Annotated in this window: 18 protein-coding genes and 1 riboswitch; of the genes, 10 read left to right on the plus strand and 8 right to left on the minus strand. The window is 68.0% G+C overall.

All coding sequences use genetic code 11. The annotated features are described in order from the left end of the window. Positions 1-76: 76 nt before the first annotated feature. Positions 77-3976: a phosphoribosylformylglycinamidine synthase gene (gene purL / locus AR540_RS14405; RefSeq protein WP_059229894.1), complete on the minus strand. Its 3900-nt coding sequence runs from the start codon at positions 3974-3976 to the stop codon at positions 77-79. 317 nt (positions 3977-4293) lie between these two features. Here purL and mltF point away from each other — a divergent pair, with 317 nt between their 5' ends. Then, entirely contained in the window at positions 4294-5778 is a 1485-nt protein-coding gene (gene mltF, locus AR540_RS14410) for a membrane-bound lytic murein transglycosylase MltF (RefSeq protein WP_059229895.1), read from the plus strand. 118 nt (positions 5779-5896) lie between these two features. Here the strand turns inward: mltF and tcdA are convergent, their stop codons facing one another. Further along, positions 5897-6682 (minus strand): tRNA cyclic N6-threonylcarbamoyladenosine(37) synthase TcdA, encoded by a 786-nt coding sequence (gene tcdA, locus AR540_RS14415; protein WP_059229896.1) that lies wholly within the window; start codon positions 6680-6682, stop codon positions 5897-5899. An 85-nt stretch (positions 6683-6767) separates the two neighbouring features. On the opposite strand from tcdA, the gene dapE reads away from it, so the two are divergent. Genes dapE through AR540_RS14430 form a run of 3 tightly spaced genes read left to right on the plus strand, consistent with a single transcriptional unit; the run spans position 6768 to position 9108 of the window. Next, entirely contained in the window at positions 6768-7910 is a 1143-nt protein-coding gene (dapE, locus tag AR540_RS14420) for a succinyl-diaminopimelate desuccinylase (protein WP_059229897.1), read from the plus strand. Next, entirely contained in the window at positions 7907-8719 is an 813-nt protein-coding gene (locus tag AR540_RS14425) for a putative RNA methyltransferase (protein ID WP_059229898.1), read from the plus strand. The genes dapE and AR540_RS14425 overlap by 4 nt, the downstream gene beginning before the upstream one ends. 5 nt (positions 8720-8724) lie before the next feature. Next, a complete protein-coding gene (locus tag AR540_RS14430; RefSeq protein WP_059229899.1) occupies positions 8725-9108 on the plus strand; it encodes a hypothetical protein in 384 nt (127 codons plus the stop codon). A gap of 388 nt (positions 9109-9496) precedes the next feature. Here the strand turns inward: AR540_RS14430 and AR540_RS14435 are convergent, their stop codons facing one another. Continuing rightward, positions 9497-9709 (minus strand): cold-shock protein, encoded by a 213-nt coding sequence (locus AR540_RS14435; RefSeq protein WP_017641736.1) that lies wholly within the window; start codon positions 9707-9709, stop codon positions 9497-9499. 368 nt (positions 9710-10077) lie between these two features. On the opposite strand from AR540_RS14435, the gene plsB reads away from it, so the two are divergent. The 4 genes from plsB (at position 10078) to AR540_RS14455 (ending at position 14947) form a co-directional block, all read left to right on the plus strand. Continuing rightward, entirely contained in the window at positions 10078-12588 is a 2511-nt protein-coding gene (gene plsB, locus AR540_RS14440) for a glycerol-3-phosphate 1-O-acyltransferase PlsB (protein ID WP_059229900.1), read from the plus strand. Positions 12589-12635: 47 nt separating this feature from the next. Next, on the plus strand, positions 12636-13115 hold the full coding sequence (locus AR540_RS14445; RefSeq protein ID WP_059229901.1) for a YbaY family lipoprotein: 480 nt from the start codon (positions 12636-12638) through the stop codon (positions 13113-13115). 63 nt (positions 13116-13178) lie between these two features. Next, complete coding sequence (locus AR540_RS14450) at positions 13179-13904, plus strand: AraC family transcriptional regulator (protein WP_059229902.1); 726 nt, start codon at positions 13179-13181, stop codon at positions 13902-13904. A gap of 92 nt (positions 13905-13996) precedes the next feature. Continuing rightward, positions 13997-14947, plus strand: a complete 951-nt coding sequence (locus AR540_RS14455) for a DMT family transporter (RefSeq protein WP_059229903.1) — start codon at positions 13997-13999, stop codon at positions 14945-14947. A 24-nt stretch (positions 14948-14971) separates the two neighbouring features. Here AR540_RS14455 and AR540_RS14460 read toward each other — a convergent pair whose 3' ends face one another. The 3 genes from AR540_RS14460 to AR540_RS14470 form a co-directional block, all read right to left on the minus strand. Next, positions 14972-16261, minus strand: coding sequence for an Nramp family divalent metal transporter (locus AR540_RS14460; protein WP_059229904.1), 1290 nt, complete (start codon positions 16259-16261; stop codon positions 14972-14974). A gap of 99 nt (positions 16262-16360) precedes the next feature. Further along, a complete protein-coding gene (ung, locus tag AR540_RS14465) occupies positions 16361-17053 on the minus strand; it encodes a uracil-DNA glycosylase (RefSeq protein WP_059229905.1) in 693 nt (230 codons plus the stop codon). Positions 17054-17118: 65 nt separating this feature from the next. Beyond that, positions 17119-17418 carry a hypothetical protein gene (locus tag AR540_RS14470; protein WP_059229906.1) on the minus strand — a complete coding sequence of 100 codons (300 nt, stop codon included), beginning with the start codon at positions 17416-17418 and terminating at the stop codon, positions 17119-17121. 547 nt (positions 17419-17965) lie between these two features. After that, positions 17966-18064, plus strand: a riboswitch (guanidine-I (ykkC/yxkD leader). Positions 18065-18201: 137 nt separating this feature from the next. On the opposite strand from AR540_RS14470, the gene AR540_RS14475 reads away from it, so the two are divergent. Both AR540_RS14475 and AR540_RS14480 read left to right on the plus strand, forming a co-directional pair. Beyond that, on the plus strand, positions 18202-19017 hold the full coding sequence (locus AR540_RS14475; RefSeq protein ID WP_059229907.1) for an ABC transporter permease: 816 nt from the start codon (positions 18202-18204) through the stop codon (positions 19015-19017). Further along, entirely contained in the window at positions 19014-19823 is an 810-nt protein-coding gene (locus AR540_RS14480; protein ID WP_059229908.1) for an ABC transporter ATP-binding protein, read from the plus strand. Before AR540_RS14475 ends, AR540_RS14480 begins: the two co-directional genes overlap by 4 nt. A 40-nt stretch (positions 19824-19863) precedes the next feature. On the opposite strand, the gene AR540_RS14485 is transcribed toward AR540_RS14480, so the two are convergent. Both AR540_RS14485 and AR540_RS14490 read right to left on the minus strand, forming a co-directional pair. Next, positions 19864-20796, minus strand: a complete 933-nt coding sequence (locus tag AR540_RS14485; RefSeq protein WP_059229909.1) for a hypothetical protein — start codon at positions 20794-20796, stop codon at positions 19864-19866. Further along, positions 20793-21815: an isopenicillin N synthase family dioxygenase gene (locus AR540_RS14490; RefSeq protein WP_059229910.1), complete on the minus strand. Its 1023-nt coding sequence runs from the start codon at positions 21813-21815 to the stop codon at positions 20793-20795. The genes AR540_RS14485 and AR540_RS14490 overlap by 4 nt, the downstream gene beginning before the upstream one ends. Positions 21816-22070 lie beyond the last annotated feature (255 nt).

A 22070-nucleotide genomic window follows, 5' to 3' on the forward strand; every position in this document is an offset into this window, starting at 1 on the left:
CGGTTTGGTGAAGGCTGGCGTATGATCCAGCCCTTCTCGCCCGAAGGCTAAGAAGAGCTGGAACGTTGCCGCCCCCTTAGTCCACCCAGACCCGCGCATTGCGGAACAGGCGCATCCAGCCGCCGTCCTCGCCCTGCCAGTCGGCCGGGATCCAGGAGTTCTGCACGGCGCGGAAGCAACGCTCGGGGTGCGGCATCATCAGCAGCACGCGACCGTCCTGGCTGGACAGACCGGTGATACCCAGCGGCGAGCCGTTGGGGTTGGCCGGATAGGTCTCGGTGACCTTGCTGTGGCCGTCGACGTAGCGCAGCGCCACGGTGCCGGAGACATCGGCGGCGATCAGCGCTTCCTGGTTCGAGTACTCGGCGAAGCCTTCGCCGTGGGCGATGGCGATGGGCAGCCGCGATCCGGCCATGCCGGCCAGGAACAGCGAAGGCGAATCCTGCACCTGGACCATGGCCACCCGCGCCTCGAACTGCTCGGAGCGGTTGCGCACGAAACGCGGCCAGAATTCGCTGCCGGGCACCAGCTCGCGCAGGTTGGCGACCATCTGGCAGCCGTTGCACACACCCAGGGTGAAGGTGTCGGTGCGCTCGAAGAACTGCTGGAAGCCATCGCGGGCACGGGCGTTGAACAGGATGGACTTGGCCCAGCCACCGCCAGCGCCGAGGACGTCGCCATAGGAGAAGCCGCCACAGGCCACCACGCCCTTGAAGTCCGCCAGGTCGATGCGGCCGGAGAGGATGTCGCTCATGTGCACGTCGATGGCGGCGAAGCCGGCGCGATCGAAGGCCGCGCCCATCTCGACCTGGCCGTTGACGCCCTGCTCGCGCAGGATGGCGACCTGGGGCCGCACGCCTTTCTTGATGTAGGGCGCGCAGATGTCCTCGTTGGGATCGTAGGACAGCTTGGCCGACAGGCCCGGATGATCCTCCTCCAGCAGGGCGTCGAATTCCTGCTGGGCGCACTCGGCGTTGTCACGCAGGCGCTGGATCTGGAAGCTGGTCTCGCTCCAGACGCGCTGCAGCAGGCGCCGCTCGGCCCGGTAGAGGTGCTCGTCGTGGTAGTGGATGTTGATCTCGTAGCCGTTGACCGGGTTGCCGATCACCGCCACGCAGTCTTCCAGACCGGCGGCGCTGAACTGGGCCAGCACCTCGTGGGTGAAGTCCTGGGGCACCTGGATGACGGCGCCCAGCTCTTCGGCGAACAGGGCACGGGTCAGCTCGTCACGGTCGGCGGCCAGAGCGTCTAGACGCAGGGCCAGGCCGCAGTGACCGGCGAAGGCCATTTCCACCAGGGTGGTGATGAGGCCGCCGTCGGAACGGTCGTGGTAGGCCAGCAGCAGGCCGTCCTGGTTGAGGCCCTGGATCACGGCGAAGAAGGCCTTGAGGTCTTCGGCTTCGTCGACATCGGGAGCCGCCTGGCCGAGCTTGCCGTGGGTCTGGGCGAGGATGGAACCGCCGAGGCGATTCTGGCCGCGGCCCAGGTCGACGAGGATCAGGTCGGTCTGGCCCTTGTCCAGGCGCAGCTGGGGGGTCAGGGTGCGGCGGATATCCTGCACCGGAGCGAAGCCGGTGATCACCAGCGACAGCGGTGCGGTGACGCTCTTGTCTTCGCCGCCGTCCTGCCAGCGGGTCTTCATGGACATGGAGTCCTTGCCGACCGGGATGGTGATGCCCAGCTGCGGGCACAGCTCCATGCCCACCGCCTTGACGGTCTCGTAGAGCCGCGCGTCTTCGCCCGGGTGGCCGGCGGCGGCCATCCAGTTGGCGGAGAGCTTGATGTCGCCGAGCGTCTCGATGCGCGCGGCGGCCAGGTTGGTGATGGTCTCGCCGATGGCCATGCGGCCCGAGGCGGGGGCGTCGAGCAGGGCCAGCGGGGTGCGCTCGCCCATGGCCATGGCTTCGCCGGTATGGACGTCGAAACTGGTGGCGGTGACGGCGCAGTCGGCCACCGGGACCTGCCAGGGACCGACCATCTGGTCGCGAGCCACCAGGCCGGTGATGGTGCGGTCGCCGATGGTGATCAGAAAGCTCTTGCTGGCCACGGCCGGGTGGCGCAGGACACGCTCCACCGACTCGGTCAGGTCCAGGCCGGCACCGTCGAAGCCATCACCCAGCTCGGCTTCCCGGGTCACGCTGCGGTGCATGCGCGGCGGCTTGCCCAGCAGCACCTCCAGCGGCATGTCCACGGCGTTGTTGCCGAAGTGGCTGTCGGCCACGGTCAGCTGGCGTTCCTCGGTGGCTTCGCCGACCACGGCGAAGGGGCAGCGCTCGCGCTCGCAGATGGCCTTGAAGGTCTCGAAGTTCTCGGCGTCCACGGAGAGCACGTAGCGCTCCTGGGACTCGTTGCACCAGATCTCCAGCGGACTCATGCCCGGCTCGTCGTTGGGCACGTTGCGCAATTCGAAACGACCGCCGCGACCGGCATCGTTGACCAGCTCGGGGAAGGCGTTGGACAGGCCGCCCGCACCCACGTCGTGGATGAAGGTGATGGGGTTGTTTTCACCCAGCTGCCAGCAACGGTCGATGACCTCCTGGCAGCGACGCTCCATTTCCGGGTTCTCGCGCTGCACCGAGGCGAAATCCAGGTCGGCGGAGCTGGCGCCGGTGGACATGGACGAAGCCGCGCCACCGCCCAGGCCGATCAGCATGGCCGGGCCGCCCAGCACGATGAGCTTGCCGCCCACCGAGATGTCGCCCTTCTGCACGTGGTCGGCGCGGATGTTGCCCAGGCCGCCGGCGAGCATGATCGGCTTGTGGTAGCCGCGCACCTCGGGACCACGAGGGGTCTCGACCTGCTGCTCGAAGGTGCGGAAGTAGCCGGCCAGGGCCGGACGGCCGAATTCGTTGTTGAAGGCGGCGCCACCCAACGGGCCTTCGATCATGATGTCCAGCGGGGTGACGATGCGCTCGGGCTTGCCGTAGGGCTGCTCCCAGGGCTGCTCGAAACCGGGGATGTTCAGGTTGGAGACGGTGAAGCCGGTCAGGCCCGCCTTGGGCTTGGAGCCGCGACCGGTGGCACCTTCGTCGCGGATCTCGCCGCCGGAACCGGTGGAGGCGCCGGGGAAGGGGGCGATGGCGGTCGGGTGGTTGTGGGTTTCCACCTTCATCAGGATGTGCACGGGCTGGCTGTGCGCGCCGTATTCGCGGGAATCGGCATCGGGGTAGAAGCGCCCGGCGGTGAAGCCTTCCATGACCGCGGCGTTGTCCTTGTAGGCGGACAGCACGCCGGTACGGTTCATCTCGTAGGTGTTCTTGATCATGCCGAACAGGGACTTCTCCTGGCTTTCGCCGTCGATGTCCCAGCTGGCATTGAAGATCTTGTGCCGGCAGTGCTCGGAGTTGGCCTGGGCGAACATCATGAGTTCGATGTCATGGGGATTGCGCCCCAGGGCGGTGAAGCTCTTGACCAGGTAGTCGATCTCGTCCTCGGCCAGGGCCAGGCCCAGCGCCAGGTTGGCCTGTTCCAAGGCAGCGTGACCGCCGCCGAGCACGTCCACCGCGGTGAGCGGCTTGGGCGTGGCATGGCTGAAGATGTCGGCGGCGGCGTCCAGGGTCGGCAGCACCCGCTGGGTCATGCGGTCGTGCAGGGCCGCGGCCAGCTGCCCGTGGGCAGCGGCGTCCAGCTCGCCGGCGACGTAGTAGGCCACACCGCGCTCCAGACGCGCGATCTGCGCCAGGCCACAGTTGTGGGCGATGTCGGTGGCCTTGCTCGACCAGGGCGAGATGGTGCCCAGGCGCGGGACGATGAGGAATAGCGCGCCGCTGGGTTCCTGCTGGGGGACGCTGGGGCCGTATTGCAGCAGTCGGCCGAGGATGCCCTCTTCCTCCGCGCTCAGGGTGCCGGCGACTTCGGCGAAATGAACGAACTCGGCATAGAGCCCGGAGACGCCGGGAACCAGACGAGTCAGCTGGTCGAGAAGTTTGCCGTGACGGAACGAAGAAAGAGCGGGAGCGCCGCGCAGGATCAGCATCGGGGACAGCCTCGGGGCCAAGTCACTTTGGGGCCGTGCATTCTAGCCTAAAGGCGCGCCCGGGACACCTTCCGGCGACGAGGGTTCATCCAGGCTTACCACCAACGCTGTATGTATAAAATGGGCGCTTTGCCACTTCTCGCGTATACTGCCCGCCGATACGGCCTGCCGCGCCCCATGGACGCGGCTCCCCATTGGGCTCAGGATAGAGCCTTTGGCCGAACCGGTGGCGCGGAGCGTCCCGACGATAACGAAAGGCCCCAGGAGGGCCGACCGATAGGCGCGTCAGCAAGGCGCCAGTGCCGTTTTGATGCCGTATGGCCGAGCTAGCCCATTTGAATAGAGCCTTCAAGCGATTCGCCTGGCTTACCCTGCCCTTCCTCGCCCTGCTCATGAGTTGCGGGGAGGCGGACGTGCCCGCGCCGCCCAAGCCGACCGCCCTCGAGCAGGTCAAGCAGGCGGGCGTGCTGCGCGTGGTGACGCGCAACAGCCCGGCGACCTACTTCCAGGACCGTAACGGCGAGACCGGCTTCGAGTACGAACTGGTCAAGGGCTTCGCCGAATCGCTCAAGGTGCGCCTGGAAATCAGCACTGCCGACAACCTCGACGACCTCTTCAATCGCCTGACCGCGCCGGACGGCCCGGTCATCGCCGCCGCCGGCCTCACGCCCTCCGCCAATCGCCAGGGCCTGAAGTTCTCCCGCAGTTATCTCGACGTGGTGCCCCAGGTCATCTACCGCAACGGCACCGTTCGCCCCAGCACCCCCAAGGACCTGGTCGGCAAGCGCATCCTGGTGCTCAAGGGCAGCAGCCAGGCACAGCAGCTCAGGGCGCTGCAGGCCCAGGTGCCGGAACTCACCTTCGACGAGTCCGACCAGGTGGAGGTCAGCGACCTGCTGCGCATGGTCGACGAAGGCCAGATCGACCTGACCCTGGTGGACTCCAACGAACTGGCCATGAACCAGGTGTACTTCCCCAACGTGCGCGTGGCCTTCGACCTGGGCGACAACCAGGGCCAGGCCTGGGCACTGCAGCCCGGTGAGGACAACAGCCTGCTCGACGCGGTCAACGCCTACCTGGACAAGGTCCGTCGCGACGGCACCCTGCAGCAGCTCAAGGAGCGCTACTACGGCCACGTCGACGTCCTCGGCTACGTGGGCGCCTATACCTTCGCCCAGCACCTGCAGGAGCGTCTGCCCAAGTATGAGAAGCACTTCCGCAAGGTGGCGCAGAAGCACCAGCTGGACTGGCGCCTGCTCGCCGCCATGGGCTACCAGGAATCGCTGTGGACGGCGGACGCCACCTCCAAGACCGGGGTGCGTGGGCTGATGATGCTGACCAACAACACCGCCCAGGCGATGGGCGTGTCCAACCGCCTGGACCCCGAGCAGAGCATCACCGGTGGCGCCAAGTACTTCGACCAGATCCGCGACGAACTGCCGGACAGCATCAAGGAACCGGACCGCACCTGGTTCGCCCTGGCCACCTACAACATCGGCATCGCCCACATCCTCGACGCGCGCCGGCTGGCCGAATCCCAGGGCCTGGACCCGGATCGCTGGCTGGACGTGAAGAAGATGCTGCCGCGCCTGGCGCAGAAGCAGTGGTATAGCAAGACCCGCTACGGCTACGCCCGCGGCGGCGAGACGGTGGAATTCGTGCAGAACGTACGCCGTTACTACGACATCCTCACCTGGACCACCCAGCCGCAGATGGAAGGCCAGCAACTGGCCAAGACCGGCCTGCACGTCCCCGCCGTGTCCGACGCCCGCCCGGCCCAGGAAGCGCCGCAGGATATGTGAGGGCCGCCCCGCTCGAAACCCCGTCGCGTGGAAAACCGCGCCAGCGTTTTCCACTGTCGCCCCCCACACACCTCCCACGCGGACAAGGCTGCGCCGTTGTCCACACTACCGGTCCGAACTAGCCCCTGGGCTTCTGGATCAGCTTGTCCACCGCTCGCGCCGCGGCCACCATGCCGAAGGTGGCGGTGACCATCATCACCGCGCCGAAGCCGCCGGCGCAGTCCAGGCGGACGCCTTCGCCGACGAAGCTCTTCTGCTGGCAGACGCTGCCGTCCGGCTTGGGATAGCGCAGCTGTTCGGTGGAAAAGACGCAGGGCACGCTGTAGTGACGGCTGGGATTGCGCGAGAAGCCGTAGTCGCGACGCAGCAGCGAGCGTACCCGCGAGGCCAGGGGATCGTTGTAGGTACGATTGAGGTCCACCACCTGGATCTGGGTGGGGTCGATCTGGCCGCCGGCGCCGCCAGTGGTGACGATGGCGATCTTGCGCCTCTTGCACCAGGCGATCAGCGCCGCCTTGGAGGCCACGCTGTCGATGCAGTCCAGCACCAGGTCGAGGTCTTGGGTGATGTAGTCGGCCATGGTCTCGCGGGTGACGAAGTCCGCCACCGCCTTGACCGCGCAGGCCGGGTTGATGGCCTGGATGCGCTCGGCCATCACCGTGACCTTGGGCCGCCCCACCTGGCCCGCCAAAGCATGCACCTGGCGATTGGTGTTGCTGACGCAGACGTCGTCCAGATCGAACAGGCGGATGCGGCCGACGCCACTGCGGGCCAGGGCCTCGGCGGCCCAGGAGCCCACGCCACCGATACCGACCACGGCGACGTGACTGGCGGCCAGGCGCTCGACGGCTTCCTGCCCATAGAGCCGGGCGATCCCGCCGAAGCGTTGTTCATCGAACGTCATGAAGGCTTTCCACAAAAGCCACAGTATAGGTTTTCCTTTACCATACCGCTCCCCCCTGAACCCTAGCCGCCTCCCGGGACCCGCCATGACCACCGCCCTCACCCCCACCCTGGAACTCGCCTGCGACCTGATCGGCCGGGCCTCGGTCACGCCGCTGGACGCAGGCTGCCAGGCACTGATGATGCAGCGCCTGGAGCGCCTGGGCTTCGCCCTCGAGCCCCTGCGGATCGAAGAGGTGGACAACTTCTGGGCACGCCGTGGCGGCGCGGGGCCGGTGCTGTGCTTCGCCGGTCACACCGACGTGGTGCCCACCGGCCCGCTGGAGGCCTGGCAGCAGGCACCCTTCAATGCCCACGTGGATGCCGACGGCATGCTGCGTGGCCGCGGCGCCGCCGACATGAAGGGCAGCCTGGCGAGCATGATCATCGCCGTGGAGCGCTTCGTCGCCGACCATCCCGACCACCGTGGCGCCATTGCCTTCCTGATTACCAGCGACGAGGAAGGCCCGGCCCTGCACGGTACCCGCGCCGTGGTGGAACGCCTGCGCGCGCGCGGCGAGCGGCTGGACTGGTGCATCGTCGGCGAACCTTCCAGCACCCGCCTGCTGGGTGACGTGGTCAAGAACGGGCGTCGCGGCTCGCTCAACGGCCGCCTGATCGTGCGCGGCAAGCAGGGCCACGTGGCCTATCCGCACCTGGCGCGCAACCCCATCCACCTGGCGGCCCAGGCCCTGGCGGATCTCGCCGCCGAGCAATGGGACGATGGCAACGCCTTCTTCCCGCCCACCAGCTTCCAGATCTCCAACCTCAATTCCGGCACCGGTGCCGGCAACGTGGTACCCGGCGAGCTGCAGGCGCTGTTCAACTTCCGCTTCTCCACCGAATCCACCGTGGAGGGCCTGCAGGCCCGGGTCGAAGCCATCCTCGACCGCCATGGCCTGGACTGGCACCTCGACTGGTCGCTGTCCGGCCTGCCCTTCCTCACCGAGCCGGGCGAGCTACTCGACGCCGTCGCCGCCAGCGTGGAAGCCGTCACCGGTTACCGCCCCGAGGCCTCGACCAGCGGCGGCACCTCGGATGGCCGCTTCATTGCCACCCTGGGGGCCCAGGTGGTGGAACTGGGGCCGGTCAACGCCACCATCCACCAGGTGGACGAGCACGTCTTGGCCAGCGACCTGGATCTGCTGACCGAGGTGTACTACGGCACCCTGGTACGGTTGCTGGCATGAAGCTCATCTGTCCGCTCTGCCAGGCGCCACTGGCCGAATTCGAGGGTGGCGTCGGCTGCCCCGCCGGCCATAGGTTCGACCGTGCCCGCCAGGGCTACCTGAACCTCTTGCCGGTGCAGCACAAGAAAAGCCTGGACCCGGGCGACAACGCCGCCATGGTCGAGGCCCGCCGGCGCTTTCTCGATGCCGGCCACTATGCACCCCTGGCCGAACGCCTGGCGCACCTGGCCGCCGAACGCGCGCCCCAGCGCTGGATCGACGTAGGCTGTGGCGAAGGCTTCTATACCGCGCGCCTGGCCCAGGCCCTGCCCGGCGCCGACGGCTACGCCCTGGACATCTCCCGCGAAGCGGTGCGGCGCGCCTGCCGGCGTACCCCGGCGGTGACCTGGCTGGTGGCGAGCATGGCGCGTCTGCCGCTACCGGACGCCAGTTGCCAGCTGCTGGCCAGCGTCTTCAGCCCCATCGACTGGACCGAAGCCCAGCGCGTGCTGGCCCCCGGTGGCGGCATCCTGCGCCTGGGTCCGGCCAGCGCCCACCTGCTGGAGCTGCGCCAGCGGCTCTACGATGAGGTGCGCGACTATGCCGAAGACAAGCACCTGCAGGATCTACCGCCGGGGCTGGAACTGGCCCACAGCGAGGGGCTCGAATTCGTGCTGCCACTGGCCGAGCGCCAGACCCGCGAAGATCTGCTGGCCATGACGCCCCACGGCTGGCGGGTCAATGCCGAACGCCGCGAGCGCGTGCTGGCCGAGCCCTTCGAGGTACGAGTGGCCGTGCGTTACGATTGGATCGTCAAATCCGGAGCCTAAGTCCCATGCGCCAGCCCGATATCGAAATCTACCTCAAGGACGTCGACCGGGACGCCGTCTCGGCCTGGCTCGAACAGGTGTTCGCCATGCCCTGCGAATGGCAGGCCCGGGGGCAGACCTTCAAATGCACCCTACGCTACGGCGGCGAGTCCATTCCGGTCACCTGGCTGCCGAAGGCGGTGGGCAAGTGGCACAGCCTGCTGCTGGAAAGCGACGTCTCGCCCTGGGTGGACGATTTGGCGTGCGCGCGCGATGCCCAGGCGGCGTTGCAGGTGCAGGTACGCTGCGCGCCGAGTGGCTGGAGCGAAGAGGAAGACGAGGACGCCGCGGATCGCTGGCTGAAGGTCACGGACGCGGGTGTCGAGGAGATCGTCTGGCGGACCGAATGATCTGAGTTCGCGAGGAGCCTGGCGCTCTTCGCGAGACGGGCCCAGCGCCCTTTCAAAGGCTCGCGAGCTAGTGTGGTGTTTCAGCATTTTGGCGGTGCTTTTTCGGCCGCAGCGCCGAACCGCCCAAAAATCACTCGCCAATTCTTGCGCGAACTGCTGAAACACCACACTAGCGCCAAACAAGGCGCAACGACCATCGGGAGTAACAGCCAACCGCTGTCCCGAAGGGTGAACGCTAGCGAATCAGATGGCTGACGAAGCGGATCGCGCCCGCGCTCGGGTTACACGACGTAAATGAGCATCGCGACGGGGCCGCCTAGGTAGGGCTGGCGACCCAGGCCATTTTCAACGCCGTTTGGTCGACGCGCAGCAGGCTGCGAATAGGCTCTTACAGCCGGGCGACGTCTTCGGCCTGCAGGCCCTTCTGGCCTTCGATCACCGAAAACTCCACCTGCTGGCCTTCGACCAGGGAGCGGTGGCCTTCACCGCGGATGGCGCGGTAGTGAACGAACACGTCGGCACCGCCTTCGCGTTGAATGAATCCATAGCCCTTGGCGTCATTGAACCACTTGACGGTCCCGGTTTCGCGTTGCTCACCCATCACATCTCTCCGAAGCTTTCTGGATTTCCTATCCCTGGTCGCCCAAGTGCGGGCAACCGGGCTGCCTTGTTGTGTCGGTACGGACTGCGTGCCGGCAACGCCACCCGTGGGCAGCCCTGCCAAGCATCGGCAAAAACTTGCCGATGCCTTATGAAGCATGGCTTACCCGGCAAAATCAACGTTCTTTACGCAAAGTGCCATCATGGCTGGAAGCCACGCCAGCGCCGGGTTTCCCTGAATTTGCCAGGCAATTTCCCAGGACGGGTGACAAGACCGCGGCGGGCGGGTCGAAGTCTGCACAAGACGGGTGGTTTTACGCCCGCCAGGCCTTCCGGCACACTGCCGCCTCGTCAATCCGGTAGCCCTTCATGACTCTTTCGCCGCTGCGTCTCCTGGCCTTTTCGCTGCTCAAGCGCCTGCTCTATCTCTGGGTTCGCTCCGAGACCACCCAGGCCGCCAGCCTGCTCAGCCGCATCGACCCGAGCAAGCCGGTGCTCTATGTGCTACCCGAAGCCTCGCTGAGCGACCTGGCGGTGCTCGACCGGGAGTGCCGCAAGGCCGGCCTGCCGCGGCCACTCCGCCCGCTGGTGCTGGGCAGCAAGACCGAGCCGCTGGCCTACTTCAATGCCATGGGCAAGCCGGACTGGCGCGGGCGACCGGCGCGGCGCTCGGTGCCGCCCACCCTGCGCCGGGTGGTGGCCGCAGTGACCGAGCAGCGACTGGACGACGTCCAGCTGGTGCCGGTCAGTGTCTTCTGGGGACAATCGCCGGATCGCGAGACCAGCCCCTGGAAGCTGCTCTGGGCCGACAACTGGGTGGTGACCGGACGGCTGCGCAAGGCCGCGCGCATCCTGGTGCTGGGCCGGCTGACCCGGGTGCAGTTCTCCAAGCCGCTGTCGCTCGGCGAACTGGCCACGCAGCGCCCCGATCCGCAGCGTCTGGAGCGACTGGTGATGCGTCGCCTGCGCATCCACTTCCGCAACGTGCGCCAAGCGGTGATCGGCCCCGATCTGTCGCACCGGCGTACGCTGCTGCGCGGACTGCTGCGGGCACCCCAGGTCCGCGCGACCATCGCCCGGGAGATCGCCCAGCGCAAGGCCACACCCGGGCGCATCGAAGACGAAGCAGCGCACTATGCCCGGGAAATCGCCTCGGACTTCTCCTATCCGGTGGTGCGCTGCCTGGACGTCGGCCTGCGCTGGTTCTGGAACAGCATCTACCAGGGCGTGACGGTCAGCCACATCGAGCGCATCCAGGAGATGGCGCCCGGCCATACCGTGGTCTACGTGCCCTGCCATCGCAGCCACATCGACTACCTGCTGCTGTCCTACCTGCTGTTCCAGAACGGCCTGACGCCTCCGCACATCGCCGCCGGCATCAACCTGGACATGCCGGTGGTGGGCAACATCCTCAGACGCGGCGGTGCCTTCTTCATGAGGCGCAGCTTCAAGGGCAACGCCCTCTATGCGGCGGTGTTCAACGAATACCTGCACAGCCTGTTCAGCCGCGGCTTCTCCACCGAGTACTTCGTCGAAGGTGGCCGTTCGCGGACCGGGCGGACCCTGCAACCCCGTACCGGCATGCTGGCCATGACCCTGCGCAGCTTCCTGCGCGATTCGCGCCGACCCATCGTCTTCGTGCCCGTCTACATCGGCTACGAGAAGGTCTTCGAGGGCCGCACCTACCTGGGCGAGTTGCGTGGCGCGGCGAAGAAGAAGGAATCCATCTTCGACCTGGTGAAGGTCTTCGGCGCCCTGCGCCAGCGCTTCGGCCGGGTCTGGGTCAATTTCGGCGAGCCCATCCCCCTGCAGAGCTTCCTCGATGCCCGTCGCCCCGGCTGGCGCGACGAACCTCTCGACGAAGATCTGAAACCCAGCTGGTTCAACCCGGTCACCCATGAACTGGGCGAGCGCATCGTGCGGCGCATCAATGCTGCCGCGGCCGTCACCCCGGTCAACCTGGTGGCCCTGGCGCTGCTGTCGACCAACCGCCAGGCGCTGGACGAAGGCGCCCTGGTGCGTGCCATCGACCTCTACCTGGACCTGCTGCGGCGGGTGCCCTACTCCACCAGCGTCACCCTGCCGGAAGGCGACGGCCAGTCGATGATCGAAGAGGTGCGCGGCCTGGGCTTCCTCTCCGAGCAGCAGGACGCCCTGGGCCGCATCCTCTACCTGGACGAGCAGAACGCGGTCCTGATGACCTACTACCGCAACAACGTCCTGCACCTCTTCGCCATCCCGGCGCTGATCGCCAGCTTCTTCCAGAACACCGGGCGGATGACCCGCGAGCTGATCCATAGATTCGCCCTGGCACTCTATCCCTACCTGCAGGCCGAACTGTTCATCCACTGGGAGCGCGAGGAACTGCCGCTGGTGGTGGACGGCTGGCTGGAAGCCATGGTGGAACGCGGCCTGCTGCGCATCGAAGACGACGTCTTCGTCCGTGCGGCGCCCAGCTCCCGGCAGTTCGTCCGTCTCACCCTCCTGGCGCGGGCCATCCTGCAGACGCTGCAGCGCTACTACATGACCACCGCGCTGATCCTCAACCATGGGCAGAACAGCCTGACCGCGCCGCAGCTGGAAGAGCTCTGCACGGTGATGGCCCAGCGGCTGTCGGTGCTGCACGGCCTCAATGCGCCGGAGTTCTTCGACAAGTCGCTGTTCCGCCACTTCATCCAGACGCTGCTGGCCGAAGGGGTGTTGCGCAAGGCCGACGACGGCACCCTGGGTCATCACGAACTGCTCGGCGAGCTGGCCGAGGGCGCGGGCAAGCGGGTGCTGCCGGCGGAGATTCGCCTGTCGATCCGCCAGGTGGCGCTGGATCGCCCAGACGCCCCGGACCTGCCAGAGCGTGAATCGCCACCCGCGGCGGGCAACTAAGCCGGCGCGGATGGGTCACAGCAGTCGCTTTCAACCAGGATCTACCCATGAAAAGAATCGCCACCCTGCTCGCCACCTCGCTGCTGCTCAGCGCCTGTAGCGGGCTGCGCCCCGGCCCGGCCACGCCGCCGCCCTCGCCTGGCCAGCCGCTGCCGCCCACCGAGCAGCCGCAGACCACCCCCGGCGCCCCGGCCCAGCCGAGCATGACCAGCCTCAGCGGCCAGGCCACCTTCACCGCCAACGAACCGGTACCACCCACCGCCAAGCTCACCGTCAGCCTCTACAGCGCCAGCGCCGGCGACACCCCAGCCGGTCGCCTCGCCCAGCGCACCCTGTTCGTCAAACAGCAAGGCCAGGTGCCCTTCCGCCTCGACTACGCCCCCTCGCGGGTCAAGAGCGGTGAGCGCTACCTGCTCAGCGGACGCATCCTGCTCGGCGGCCGGCCGCTGTACCTGACCCAGGAGCCGGTGGTGGTCGACCTGAACGACGCGGGCGAGGTGGAGTTGCCGCTGCAGCCGGTGCGCTGAGTCGCCACGGTGACGTGCTAGGATCGGGACCTTCGATCCTTCAGCCCCTCGCCGAGGTGCGCCTTGACTCCACGCCTCGCCATCAAGCGCTATGAGGGCGACCACCAGCCCCACGCCCATCCCTTCGCCCAGCTGGTGTTGCCCATCCAGGGCGGCATGGAGCTGGAGGTAGAAGGCCGCCGCGGCGCGCGGCTGCATACCGGTCTGGCCGCCCTGGTGGCGCCCGACTGCGGTCATGCGCAGCGCTCAGCGCCGGACAGCCGTTTCCTGGTGATCGACTGCGCCGCCGACTGGCTGCCGGCCCAGACCCTGGACCAGGCGCTGCGCCAACCCGGCCTGCCGATTCCACCGGCGGCGCGGCAGTTGCTCGCCTTCGCCGAATTGACGCCGGCAGCGACCCTCGCCCGGCACGCCAGCGATCTCACGCGCCTGCTTCTGCACTCCCTAACCGTCACTGCCCCGGCCTCGGCCTTCGACCGCCTGCTGGCGCAGGTGGAGGCCCAGCCTGCGGGTAGCTGGACCAATGCGACCATGGCCAACCTGGCCGGGGTCGGCCTGAGCCGTCTGCACCTGCTCTTTCACGAGCGCTTCGGGCAGACACCCCAGGCCTGGCTGACCGATATGCGCCTGCGCCAGGCCCAGCGCTGGCTGGGAGACAGTCGCCTGCCCATCGCCGAGATCGCCCTGCGTGTCGGCTTTTCCGATCAGGCCGCACTCACCCGGGCCATGACTCGCCGCCAGGGCATCAGCCCGGCCGCCTGGCGGCGCAGCCAGCGCACGCCTGGATAGTTCCTGCCTGGGTAAAAAACGCCAGAGCCTCGCGCAAGACCTGTCCCTCTCCCGCTCGCCAGACTGCTGCCGAACCAACGAAGGCGAGCGACATGAACGAACGAGGGGTATCGGCGGGGGGAGTCGGCTATGGGGTCGCGGCAGGCCTGTGCTGGGGCGTGATCTTTCTCGCCCCGGCGCTGGTGCCCGACCTCAGCGGCGCCCAGTTCGCCGTGCTGCGCTTTCTCTGCTACGGCGGGGTCTCCCTGGTGCTGCTCGTGCCGCGCTGGCAGCGGCTGCGCAGCCAGCTGACCCGCGTGGACGGACGACGCCTGTTCTGGCTGAGCCTGATCGGCAACCTGGGCTACTACGCGCTGGTCGGCGCCGGGGTGCAGCAGGCCGGCGTCGCCGCGACCACCCTGATCGTCGGCCTGATTCCGCTGCTGGTGGCCCTGGCCGGACGCGCCGACGCCGGGGCCGTGGGTTTCACCCGGCTCTGGCCATCGCTGGGCTGCGCCTTGCTCGGGGTGGGTCTGATCAGCTACGAGGCGCTGACCGTCACGGCCCTGGGTGCCCAACCGGCCCTGGGTCTGCTCTGCGCCGGTGGCGCCCTGCTGGCCTGGAGTTGGTTCGCCGTGGTCAATACCCGTCACCTCGGCAAGACACTCGTCGGCAGCCATGACTGGGCCCTGCTGCTGGGCGGGATGAGCGGCCTCCAGGCGCTACTGGCTGCGCCCTTCCTACTGGGGCCGGAACTGCTGGTGCGGACGCCGCAGGCCTGGGTGCAGCCGCTGCTGGTGGCCGCTGGCGTGGCGCTGCTCGCCTCGGTGGTCGGCGGTTTCTGCTGGAACCAGGCCAGTCGTCGCCTGCCGCTGACCCTGAGCGGCCAGGCCATCGTCATCGAAACGCTGTCTTCGCTGCTCTATGGCTTTCTCTGGCAATGGCGGTGGCCGACGCTGCTGGAAGCCCTGGCCATCGGCCTGCTGATCATGGGGGTGCTCTGGTGCCTGAGGTGCCACCAGCAGCCCACCCCGCTCGTGGCGTCAACCGGGGCGGGCGCCTAGTGCTCACCCCGATGACGTTCCCGCTCAGAACAGCCGGGCGATCTCGTTCAGGCTGAGGACGATGAACAGCGCCGCGGCCAGACCCAACAGGCCATTGGACAACCAACCCGAACGCCACTCCTGGGGTACCCGCTTGGAGTTGAGCAGCCAGATCAGGGTCAGCGCCAGGAAGGGCATGAAGAAGGCGCCGAAGGCCCCGTAGGCGATGATCAGCCCGAAGGGCCGGCCGAGCAGCAGCAGGACCATCGGCGGAAAGGTCAGCCAGAGCACATAGAAGCGGAAGGCGGGGGTCTTCTCCAGATCACCCCGGTCGCCGGTACCCCCGGTAGCCTGGCGGACGAAGTCGGCGAACAGCAGGGAAACGCCGTGCCAGACGCCGAGGATCGAGGAAAAGGTGGTCGCCGCGAAACCGATCAGGAAGATGGTGGAAACCACCGGGCCGAAGCGCTGCTCCAGTACCTCGTCCAGGTCGAGCAGGCCGCGGTCGCCGCTGGACAGGGTGATCTGCGCGGTATGGAGCAACTCGGCACCGACGATCAGCATGGCGATGACGAAGATGCCGGTGGCGATGTAGGCCACCTGGTTGTCCAGGCGCATCACGCCCATCCAGGCCGGGGTACGCCAGCCCTTGGCGTTCACCCAGTAACCGTAGGCGGCCATGGTGATGGTGCCGCCGACCCCGCCGATGAGGCCCAGGGTGTAGATCGCCGAGCCCTCGGGGATGGTCGGCACCAGGCCGGTAACGGCATGGCCGAGGTTGGGCATGACCAGGATGGCCAGGCCCACCACCACCACGAACATCACGCCGATGAAGAACTTCATCGCCGCTTCGAACACGGCATAGCGATTGAGCAGCACGAAGACCGCCCCGGCGACCCCCGACAGCGCGCCCCAGGCCCAGAAAGGCAGTACATCGGGGAACAGGGCGGCCAGCGGCAGGGCCGTGGCGCTCATGGCGGTACCGCCGTAGACGAAGCCCCAGAGCACGATGTAGATGCCGAAGTACCAGTAGGTCCAGATGCCCAGGGAGCGCCATCCTTCGAGCATGGTCGAGCCGGTGGCCAGGTGGTAGCGGGCGGAGCCCTCGGCCAGGGCGATCTTGACGATGCAGCCCACCACCGCGGCCCAGAGCAGTGCATAGCCGAAGCGCGAGCCGGCGATGAGGGTGGCCACCAGGTCCCCGGCACCCACGCCGGTCACGGCGACCACGATGCCGGGGCCCACCAGCTTCCAGCGTGCCAGGGTGCCGCTCGGCGGCTGGGCGGAATCGGTCGCCGAGGGGGCGGGCGCGACCTTGTTGTTGTTCTCGGTCATGAGCTCTCTCCGGTGCGGGGACATGCCCCTCGACTGTCCTGGATGACCGGTCGGTCAACAAGCACCGGAGGATTACAAGGTGTAAACGCCTGAACCGCTCTAGGACAGCGGCGGCAGGGCCCAGTCGATGGGCGCAAGGCCGGCGTTGCGCAGGAATTCGTTGGTGCGCCCGAAGTGGCCATTGCCGAGGAAACCGCGGTGGGCCGACAGCGGCGAAGGGTGCGCCGACTTGAGGATCAGGTGCTTCTGCGGATCGATGAGGTTCTGCTTGCTCTGGGCGTGGCTACCCCAGAGCAGGAACACCAGGTTCTCCCGTTCGGCACTGACCACCTCGATGATGCGGTCGGTGAAACGCTGCCAACCGGCCTTGGCGTGGGAGCCGGCGTTGGCCTGCTCCACGGTCAGCGAGGTGTTGAGCAGCAGCACGCCCTGCTCCGCCCAGTGCTGCAGATAGCCGTGGTTGGGAATGGGCAGGTTCAGGTCGCGCTTGAGTTCCTTGAAGATGTTCTGCAACGAGGGCGGCGCCGGTACGCCGGGCTGTACCGAGAAGCACAGGCCATGGGCCTGCCCCGGCCCGTGATAGGGGTCCTGGCCGAGGATGACCACCTTCACCTGGTCCAGCGGCGTGGTGTTGAGGGCGTTGAAGATCAGCGGGCCGGGCGGAAAGATGACCTTGCCCGCGGCCTTCTCGCGCCGCAGGAAATCGCCCAGCTGGCGCATGTAGGGCTGCTCGAATTCGTCGCGCAGCGCGGCTTTCCATTGGGGGTCGAGCTTGATGCGATCGTCGTCCACGCTTCGGCTTCCTGTTCAAGACCAGGGCAGCACCCTAGAAAAGCCGGCTGCCCCTGTCAAACCCGCTACCAGCGCGGACCAGGATGCGGCCCCCAACCCGGCGGACCATAGCCGGGGCGCGGTCCCCAGCCCGGCGGGCCCCAACCGGGGCCGGGGCCCCAGTGCGGCGGGGGCAGCGGCACCGGACGATAGTAGTAGCCGTAGCCATAGGGCCGGACGATGACCGCTGGCGGCGGATAGGCCGGCGTGCCGTAGAAGACCGCCGCGGGCGGTGCCGGACGGGCGTAATAACGGGGGGACGTGTCGTAGACGGTGCAGCCGGTGAAGGTCAGGGCACAGAGCGACGCCAAGAGGAAATGGCGCATGGGAGATCTCCAGGACGGCCCGGATGGGCCTAGGGAAAGCTTAAGCCGCGCCCGCCGCTCGCGCTCGATTATCGCGCATTCATTCAGCCGGGATTAAGAGACGCCAGGCGCCCTCAGGGCTGTCCATTCGGCCCGCACCTCTCAGGGCCTGTTCATAATCTCGCGAGCTAGAGCCAAACAAGGCGCAACGACCAGCGGAAGTCACAGCCAACGGCTGGCCCGAAGGGTGAGCGCCAGCGAATCAAAGGGCTGAGGAAGCGGATCGGACCCGCGCTCGGGTTTACGAGTGGTAAATGAGCATTCCGACGGGCCGCCCAGGCGGGGCTGGCGACCCAGGCCATTTTCAACGCCGTTTGGCCGCCGCGCAGCAGATTTTGAACAGGCTCTTACGCCCTCTAGCGGTGCACACAGTCCTCGGGGCGCACTAAAGTCAGGCTCGCTCGCCGCTGGCGGCGGCGGGAATCCGGGGCTGGTGCCCTGGCACGTATCTGGCTAGACCCTTGACGTGCAGGAGCGCCGGCTCGACCGGTTTGAGGCACCACAATCGGCAATGGACGACTAGGGTTCCGGCTCGCCTGGCGAGTGACTGGTCCGAGAGTCGTCGACCTCCAGCGAGGTTACACGGCGGGACAAAAGCCCGGGAGACGCAGCGTCAGACGCTGGCTCCTGTCTTTCGTCTCTCACCTCCCGGAGGCCTGTCATGCATCGCCCTTACGTCCTGCTCACCCTTTCGTTGCAACGGACGCCATCACGCCCGCCCCTCCTGCCTGGCGAGGTCCGCTCATGCGCCTGATCAATCGCCAACCCGGTAGCGGCGGTCGCCTGTTCCTGGTGCTGCTGCCCTTCGCCCTGCTCCTGCTGCTCTACCTGACCAGTTCCGCCGAACGCCTGGCGGAAAATCCCAACGACAAGCTGCTGCCCAGCTTCGGCCAGATGGCCGCGGCCGTCGACCGCCTGGCCTTCACCGCGGACAAGCGCTCGGGCGACTACCTGTTCTGGCAGGACACCCTCGCCAGCCTGCAACGCCTGGGCCTCGGCCTGGGTATCGCCGCCCTGGTGGGCCTGGCCCTGGGCATCGCCGCGGGCAGCGTGCCCCTGCTGGGCGCGCCGCTGTCGCCGCTGCTGACGGTCCTGGCGATGATCCCGCCGCTGGCGATCCTGCCGATCCTGTTCATCGTGCTTGGCCTCGGCGAGCTGTCCAAGGTGCTGCTGATCGCCATCGGCGTCACCCCCTGCATCGCCCGCGACCTGGAGCAGCGCGCCCGGGAGATCCCCCGCGAGCTGCTGATCAAGGCCCAGACCCTGGGCGCCAACTCCTGGACGCTGATCCTGCGCCTGGTGCTGCCGCAGCTGTTGCCGCGGCTGCTGACCTCCCTGCGGCTGATGCTCGGCTCGGCCTGGCTGTTCCTGATCGCCGCCGAGGCCATCGCCAGTACCGACGGCCTCGGCTATCGCATCTTCCTGGTGCGCCGCTATCTGGCGATGGACGTCATCCTGCCCTACGTGGCCTGGATCACCCTGCTGGCCTGGCTGATGGACCTGGGCCTGCGCAGCCTGACCCGGCGCGCCTTTCCCTGGCACGAAGGAGGCAAGGCATGAACGGCGTCCCGGCTGTTCCCATGGCTGCCCCGGCCTTCATCGAGGCCCGCAACGTATGGCAGGAATACGGCGACCAGGTGGTACTCGAACGCCTCGACCTGCAGGTGGCCGAGGGCGAGTTCTGCACCCTGGTCGGCGCCTCCGGCTGCGGCAAGTCCACCTTCCTGCGGCTGCTGCTGGGCCAGGAGCGCCCCAGTCGCGGCAGCCTGCGCCTGGCCGGGGAGCCGCTGCCGGCCGAGCCCGACCCGAGCCGCGGGGTGGTGTTCCAGCGCTACTCGGTGTTCCCCCACCTGAGCGTGCTGGACAACGTCGCCCTCGGCCTGGAGTTGCCCCGTTCGCCGCTGCTGGGCCGGCTGTTCGGCCAGGCGCGACGCGAGGCCCGCGAGCGCGCGGCGGCCCTGCTGGTCAAGGTCGGTCTCGGTCACGCCCTGGAGCGCTATCCCAGCGCCCTTTCCGGCGGCATGCAGCAGCGCCTGGCCATCGCCCAGGCGCTGATCATGCAACCGCGGATGCTGCTGCTCGACGAACCCTTCGGTGCCCTCGACCCGGGCATCCGCAAGGACATGCACGCCCTGCTGCTGGAGTTATGGCAGGAGACGCGGCTGACGGTGTTCATGGTGACCCATGATCTCGCCGAGGGCTTCAGCCTCGGCACCCGGCTGCTGGTGTTCGACAAGATCCGTCACGATCCCCAGGCACCCGGCGCCTATGGCGCGCGGATCACCTACGACATCCCGCTCAACGCCGAACGCCGGGCGGCGCACCCGGAATTGCCGGAGGCCCTGGAGGAGCGACTGGCGCGCTGAGAACCTGAGGACACCGGGGCGCCAGGCCCCGGCGTTCCTCTCAACTCAGGATCTCGAGATGCCGGGCCAGGGTTTCCCGCTCGGCCACGAACCAGGCCTGCGCCGCCGCGGAACAGGGTGTAGCGACCTCGGCGCGCCAGTCCGGCTCCAGGGTGTCGACCTCGAAGGTTCGCTCGATCAGGCAACCTTCGGCGTCGACCAGTTGCTGCCGCAGGTGGCCGGCAGCGTCCCAGGCGAAGCCGTCCAGCGCCACTGGCTGCCCTAGCCGCGCCGGCAGGGTGGAGAGGGCCACCCGATAGCCGCCCTGACCATCGGCCAGCGCCAGGGAGGTCTCGACGTCGAACAACCGGGCCAGCGCGGCGGGATCGCCCTGGGCCTGGGCCACCTGCTCGCGCAGGGTAAGGGACGATTCGGCCAACGCCGCGGGACGACCGCGCACCCAGCCGAGCCGATCGCCACAGAGGATCAGGCCGCCACCCCGGCCCAGCAGGCGACCGCTCGCGACCTCCCGCTCTTCCCACAGGCGCAGGCCGATCAGCGGGCCGCCCTCGGCCTGCAGGCGCCAGTCTTCGACGTAGGCGCCGCTGGGAGCGAACTCCATCAGGCAGTTGCCGATGCGCTGCAGCCGCGCCGGCTCCGGCCAGCGGTTATGGACTTGCAGGGAGACCCCGCCGTGCCAGCCGAGCTGGCCGTCCACCCAATGGCTGTCGGCCATCCAGCCTTCCTGGTTGGCCAGTTGGCGCAACTCCTCGGCGTGGTAGTCCGCCCAGGCTTTCAGCGGCGGCGCTGGCGCATCCGGCAGGCGCAGGTCGAGGGTGAAGCTGCGACTCTGCAGCCAATGCACCTGGGTACGCGCATCGCTGTGGCCGTCGGCGAAGGTGATGCTGCGGCGGCGGAAGTGGCCGAGCATCCAGGCGGGCACGCCGTCCGCGGGCCGTTGCGGATGACGGCGGGCCAGTTCGAGGAGGTTCATGCCGACACCTCCTGCCCCGGACCGAAGCGGGCCAGGCCCAGGCTGCCGGCGGGAAGCGTCAGGCTGCCCTCGGCCAGGCGCCGTTGCAGGTAGGCGAAGGTCTGGGCGGTCTGGGCGAACAGGTGATCGCCGCAGATCACCGGCTCATAGTGGCGGCCCTCGCGGGCGGGCAGGCCCGGCAGGGGCGCGATGCGGGTGGGATAGTCACAGGCGCAGAACAGCGGAAAGGCATAGCGCTCTTCGCTGACCTTGCGCACCCGGTGGGCGGTCGCCAGGAACTGGCCGTTGCTGAGTACCTCCAGCATGTCGCCGATGTTGACCACCAGGGCGTCGGCGATCAGCGGCACCTCGATCCAGTCGCCCTCGCCATTGCGCACCTGCAGGCCTGGCGCGGTGGGCAGCAGCAGGGTGAAGCATTCGTAGTCGGTATGGGCGCCGATGCCGGGGCGATCCGCCTGGGGATCGGGGTCCAGCGGATAGTGGATCAGCCGCAACTGGCTGGTGGGGTGGCGGGTAACGGCGGCGAAGGTGTCTTCGGCCAGCCCCAGGGCCAGGGCGAAGCCGCGGAACAGGCGTTCGCCCAGGGCCAGGGCGGCGCGGTAGTAGGCGCCCACCGCCCCGCGGAACGCCGGATCGTCCGGCCAGAGCGTGGGCCCGAGCAGCGGATAGCGTTGCGGTCCCGCGGTGTAGTCGTAGTTGACGTCGTAGGCTTCCTTAAGATCGCGACTGCCGCCGGCGAAGCGTTCCTCCCCTTCGGGGACGTAGCCGCTGTGGTTGCTCGACTGGCCGATGTAGAAGCGCAGCTTTTCTTCCAGCGGGCGGGCGAAGAAGCGTTGCGCCTGCTCGATCAGCCCGGCGCGCAGCTCGGCAGAAAGGCCGTGGCCGACGATCTGCAGGAAGCCCACCTCGCGAGCGGCGCGACCGAGTTCGTTGGCCACGCGCTGGCGCTCGGCCAGATCGCTGGAGGCGAGACCGGCGATATCGATGAGGGGAATGGACGTGAACGGGGTATGCGCCATGGCAACCCTCCGTGCTGACGAGGTTACCTGGTCGTCCAGACGAGCAGCGCGGCGGGTCGTCCCGCGAGCGACCGCCAGGCCGCTCCTGCCACGGCCACGCAGCGATATCCATGCCAGGCATCGAAGCACCCTTCCACGGGTCTTTTCCGCCCCGCATCGGTGCAGCGGGCGCCCAACGCGCGCCAAGACAAGACACCCCGGTCGCCTGAGGCAGCGCCACGGCCCACCGCTGGCGCGGTTCGTGCGGCTGGCACG

The sequence above is a fragment of the Pseudomonas sp. EpS/L25 genome (genome assembly GCF_001512295.1).
Lineage (GTDB): Bacteria > Pseudomonadota > Gammaproteobacteria > Pseudomonadales > Pseudomonadaceae > Chryseomonas.